The sequence below is a fragment of the Pseudorhodobacter sp. genome, assembly GCF_030452865.1.
Lineage (GTDB): Bacteria > Pseudomonadota > Alphaproteobacteria > Rhodobacterales > Rhodobacteraceae > Pseudorhodobacter.
Window position 1 is genome coordinate 1 of sequence record NZ_JAKDLJ010000283.1, and the last position, 4,918, is coordinate 4,918.

At 55.4% G+C, this 4,918-nt stretch carries 3 protein-coding genes; 1 reads left to right on the forward strand and 2 read right to left on the reverse strand.

The genetic code is table 11. The features are described from left to right. Positions 1 to 132: 132 nt before the first annotated feature. Together L0H65_RS14575 and L0H65_RS14580 are read right to left on the reverse strand one after the other, a co-directional pair. On the reverse strand, positions 133 to 1,416 hold the full coding sequence (locus tag L0H65_RS14575; RefSeq protein WP_301459775.1) for a surface lipoprotein assembly modifier: 1,284 nt from the start codon (positions 1,414 to 1,416) through the stop codon (positions 133 to 135). A gap of 161 nt (positions 1,417 to 1,577) precedes the next feature. Beyond that, positions 1,578 to 2,585, reverse strand: coding sequence for a transferrin-binding protein-like solute binding protein (locus L0H65_RS14580; RefSeq protein ID WP_301459776.1), 1,008 nt, complete (start codon positions 2,583 to 2,585; stop codon positions 1,578 to 1,580). A 352-nt stretch (positions 2,586 to 2,937) separates the two neighbouring features. Between L0H65_RS14580 and L0H65_RS14585 the strand changes: the two genes are divergently transcribed. Then, positions 2,938 to 4,827 carry a BTAD domain-containing putative transcriptional regulator gene (locus L0H65_RS14585; RefSeq protein WP_301459777.1) on the forward strand — a complete coding sequence of 630 codons (1,890 nt, stop codon included), beginning with the start codon at positions 2,938 to 2,940 and terminating at the stop codon, positions 4,825 to 4,827. Positions 4,828 to 4,918 lie beyond the last annotated feature (91 nt).

A 4,918-nucleotide genomic window follows, 5' to 3' on the forward strand; every position in this document is an offset into this window, starting at 1 on the left:
GGCTCTCTTCATTATTCTGTATTGCTCTACGGACTGCCTCCGTCGTTGTGGCGCTCCCCTGAAGAATCTGGCCCATTGTGCCTCCTTCCATTCAAAGGAAATATTGCACCGTCAAACTCCGCGATCAAACACCTAGAAGTTTGTTGACAAACCGATGCTCAGATCGTGGCTGCGGTAGTCAAAGAACGCGACATTGGATTTCTGTCGTGTGAAACTATAGGTGATCTCGGGAGTAAATTTGCCAAAGGAGAATTTTGAATGACGCAAGGAAAGCGACAGCGTTTGCACCTTGTCGTGACGGGCATATGCCAAGCCGGGGAAGAGGCCTGCGTAGCGGTCGCTTTCAATGCTGGCGGAAATCCCGGTGTAAAGACCGCCTTTCCATAGCTTATCCAAGCCCAGTGTCAGCCCCAGTTTGCTATGGTCCAGATGCACCCTCCCGGTCTTTTCCCGTTCAAACGGCAATCCTGCATAGAGTCGTAAACTGGGACTGACAACATATGACAAGCCCAAACGTCCGCCAACGATCCAGCCATTGCGATAATCTTGTCCGGGATAGGTTTGGCGCATGGCCATGGCTGAAAAATCAAGGGTTTCATTCTCCGCGAGGCGCGATTGGAATGAGGTATTAACGCCGACCCGTTTGCGTATGGTCGCCCCGCCTTGACGCTTGAATTCTATCCCAGGGCCGACGGAAAAACGGGTTCCGGCTTTGGAATAGCTGAAATCGAAGCGCGGACCAAAGGTCAACTCGGTCGGCGATTTTCCCGCATAGATTTTGGCATCCAGCCCAAGGCTGGCAGTGCCTGTCCAATATTCACCCAAATCCCAGCGCCGCCATAGGGTTGCCCCCACTGCCGCCGCCGTGCCGGATACTGCTTTTGATGCCGGATCCACCTTGAACGGTATGCCTCCGATAATTACCTCATCCGCTGTTGTGCCTTTGCTTTGGTTGCTGGAGGGCAGCAGCGCAAAGCGCAGCGATACGCCCGAAGGTTTGCCCGCTTGGCTGGAATTGATAATGGCCTGTGCCGTTGCGCGAATACGATCATCCGACGTTAACGCCAGCAATTGCTCGGCATGGAATTTGGCGGCTCCGCTGTCGCCCAAAACGTAAAGGGTGGCGCTCAACTCCCGCCTGGCAGGTTGGTAATCGGGGGCTTCGGCCAGGATTTTTCGAAACATCGCCGCCGCACCGCGCGGGTCGGATTGATGAATCAAGATCAACCCTTCCAAAAACATGCGGTGCAACCCGGCCTTTGGATCCCCCGCCGTAAGCTGCGCAAGCGAGGCGCGGGCACCGTCGAAATCCCCCACCTGCAATAAAGCGCGGGGCGATGTGGGTTTGGCCAAAGCCGCAACTGGCATGGCTGTCAATGTGGCTAACAGAGCCACAGCAAGGCGATGTTTGAACATGATTTTCCCCAAGCAATTACAGCCTTCACGCGGCCCTTGCGCCCCAAGCCCCGCCCCAATGTAAACAGGAGCGGTAGGTGGCGCTGCACAGCTTGGGGCATATGCAGCGCCGAGCGAGCGATTTGCGTTACCGCATGGCACCCGCTTTGCTGGGCATCAGCTTATTGCTTGCCACCTTGGAAATACCCGATGCCGTTCAACGCGGTGCCGCCTTCGGCGGTGCCCGTAAATGTCAGTCCGCCTGCCACTTCATTCGCCGCCGGGCCATAGAAAGCGCCGCCATAAGTGCCGCTGCCGACAGTCAGACCCGAGTTGTCAGCAAAAGCCGCATCAGCCGAAACGCTGCCTTTGAAACCGTTGTTGTTGAACTTGGCGGTATTCAGAAGCACCGAACCCGGAAGCGACTCGCGCGCAGCAGACCCCGGTTGCTGCGCGGTGATGCCCGTCAGCTTGCCCGAAACCTCTCCCTTGCCAAAATCGGCGGTCATGGTCATGGCGCTGCGCACCTTTATGCGGCTGGTCCCGTTGTCAACGAAGCCAGTGTTCGGCGTCACATTCAACCGCGCATTGCCTTTATAGGTGGCCGTCGGCATGCCTTTCAAGGCTGCGTCCGCGGTTTCGGTACCCACGACGGCAAAGGCCGCTGTATCTGCATTATCCGCCCCCAGTTTATTGGTTTGAATGCTCAAAACCTCGGCATAGCCATGGCCGGGATTCAGCAGATCGTCCAAGTCACCGGTGTAGTTGAAGACAGAGGAATACACCCCTTTGGCATCATCTTCGATGTTATACCCAAAGGTCCCATCTGCTTCGACAAGACGGTCAGCGGCGGTGAATTTCATCACCTTCCCGTTGATGGTAACGTCGTGTCCACCTTGGGCGTTCTTTTTGATGGAAACCGCCGCATCCGTTGCGCCGGTCTTGCCATTATTGTAGTTCAAAAGTTGGCCTACTGCAGCCACCTTGCGCGCTGTCAGTGTCGAACCCGCCGACAGGGCACCACCTGCATCTTGCGTGCTGCCATCAGCTTTCGCCGCAAAACTGCGCGTCCCCTCTTCCGCCGGTGTAATCTCAATCGGACCACCAAGTTGGCCGCCACCGCCGCCGCCGCAGGCGGCCAAAGTTGCCAACAACGCAGTCGAAATCAAAGCCGTTGTTTTAATCGTCATATTCTCTCTCCCCAAGAGTTTGCCCCAAGCGGGCATGTTGCCCCACACTTTCGTGGACGCCCCCATCTTGCACCCCACCTCACAAGCCAGCGCCAAGCCAGCGCCAAGCCAGCGTTAGTTTTGCGTTAGGAAAGTGATCAAGGGAGCGCGCAAACACCGCTGCGGCGAAAAACAATGCTAGGCGTTGTCGGCATAACGGGCCTAGAAATAGCGGTAGGAGTGTAAATTTTCGACAATGATCACGCGATTGGGGGCGTCCTTGGCAAATTGGATAGAGCTTTTCTTGATTGGTGGGGTCAGTCTGACAACCGGAACCGGACAGCGGGTATCCCTTGGGCAAAAGCCTGCAGCCTTGTTTGCTTATCTTGCCTTGCAAGGCCAGCGTGCCGTGCCACGCAGCCAAATCGCCAGTCTATTCTGGGAAGAGCGCAGCGAAACCCAAGCACAAAATTCCTTGCGGCAGGCGTTGTCAGATTTGCGAAAGGCCGACCCAATCCTTGATCGCGTGATTTGGGCAGATCGGCAGGTGATCCGTCTGGATCATACAAAGATAAAAACGGATACCGCGCAGCTTCACGCCGCTTTGCAAAATGGGTGCTTTGACGAAACGATCACAACAAGCGCGGGCATGATCCGCGAAAACCTGCTGCGAGGCACCGAAAGCATAGGTCAAGCCTTTGGTGATTGGTTGCGTGATGTCCGTATCCGTCTGCACGATCAGGCGCTTGCTGCGGTTTTGAATTCTATTGACGATCCTCAAGCGGATGTCATCAAACGTAAAGCGGCCGCAGAGGTCGCACTTGCCATTGATGCACTTTGTGAACCGGCCTGCCGTGCCGCCATGCAAATTGCTGCCGAATCGGGCGACATGAATCGGGCGCTTACGCTCTATTCCCGTTTGTTCGATGACATGGTGCGAGTCCTGGATATGGAACCATCGCAAGCCACGCAGGATTTGGCAGTGCGGGTAAAAATGGGGGGATTTGACAAGCAGGTCACCGCCAAACAGCCCGCCGTCCTTTTGCATCGCCCTGTCTTATCCTTGGGCGGGCAACCCGTCATCGTGGTTTTACCGTTCCAAAAACAGGGGAGCGAGGATATCCCCGAAGGCCTGACTGAATTGCTGGCTGAAGACATCGTCAGTGAAATCGCAGGCATTCGGGAGATGTCGGTTATTTCAATGAACTCGGCCCAGAAATTCGGCGCAATGCCTATTGATTTTGAAGAATTGCATAAACGACTTCATGTGGATTACGCCTTATCAGCAAAACTGCGCCGCACCGGCCCAATTTATCGCCTTTCCTTTCAGCTTTGCGATGCGCGCACCGGTCTTGTTGTCTGGGCGCGGGTGCTGACGCCCAGCGAAAATCATTTGTTCAGCGCGCAAAGCCGTTTGGCCGAAGAGGTGGTGAATACGCTTGCCCCTTCGCTCCGCTCGGTCGAGTTGATGCTGCACAGCAACTACAAATTGTCGGATTTGACCGCATACCATCTGACCCTGCGAGCGCGGGAATTGATTTTTGATCTGACAAAGTCACAATTTGATATGGCCGGACCGTTGCTGCATCAGGCTATCGCCAAAGAACCGCAATTCGCCCTCGCCTATCAATACCTTGCCGATTGGTATAGTTTGCGGCTTGGTCAAGGTTGGTCGCCAGACCCGAAATCCGATGCTGCTGCAATGATGGATGCGGCACGCACCGCGACCAAACTTCCCGGTAATCCGGGGCGCGCGCTGGCCATGCTGGCGCATAATATGGTCATCTATGGCCGCGCTTTTTCCGAGGCAATGCACTTGTTTGATAATGCGTTGTCCCTTGCCCCGAACGACGCCGAAACCATCATGTGGAGTGGGCCAAGTATGGCCTTCGCCGATCATGCCGATGTTGCAATTGACCGCGTTAGCACTGCGATTGAGTTGTCACCCGAAGACCCGTTGATGTTTCGCTATGAGCATTTCTTGTCTATCGCGAATTTTGCGCATGGCGACTATGCTACCGCTGAAAAACTGGGACGCAACGCCATGGCGCGCAACCCGAAATATACCTCAAACCTACGGGTTACGGCGGCGGCGATCATAGCCCAGGGCAAAGATGACGATGTCGCAACTATCCGCCAAATCGTTCTGGAACAAGAGCCGGATTTCAAGGTGTCGCAATTGGTGGAACGCGCACCGTTCCAATCGCCAGAACGACGCAAGCATTTTGGCGGGTTGCTGCGCGATGCGGGTTTTATGAACTGAATACAGCTAAACAGGGAAGGAATTGCAATGTCAGGTGGATCAAACGGCGGTTTGAATGGGGGGCTGAACGGGGGCTTGAACGGGGGCTTGA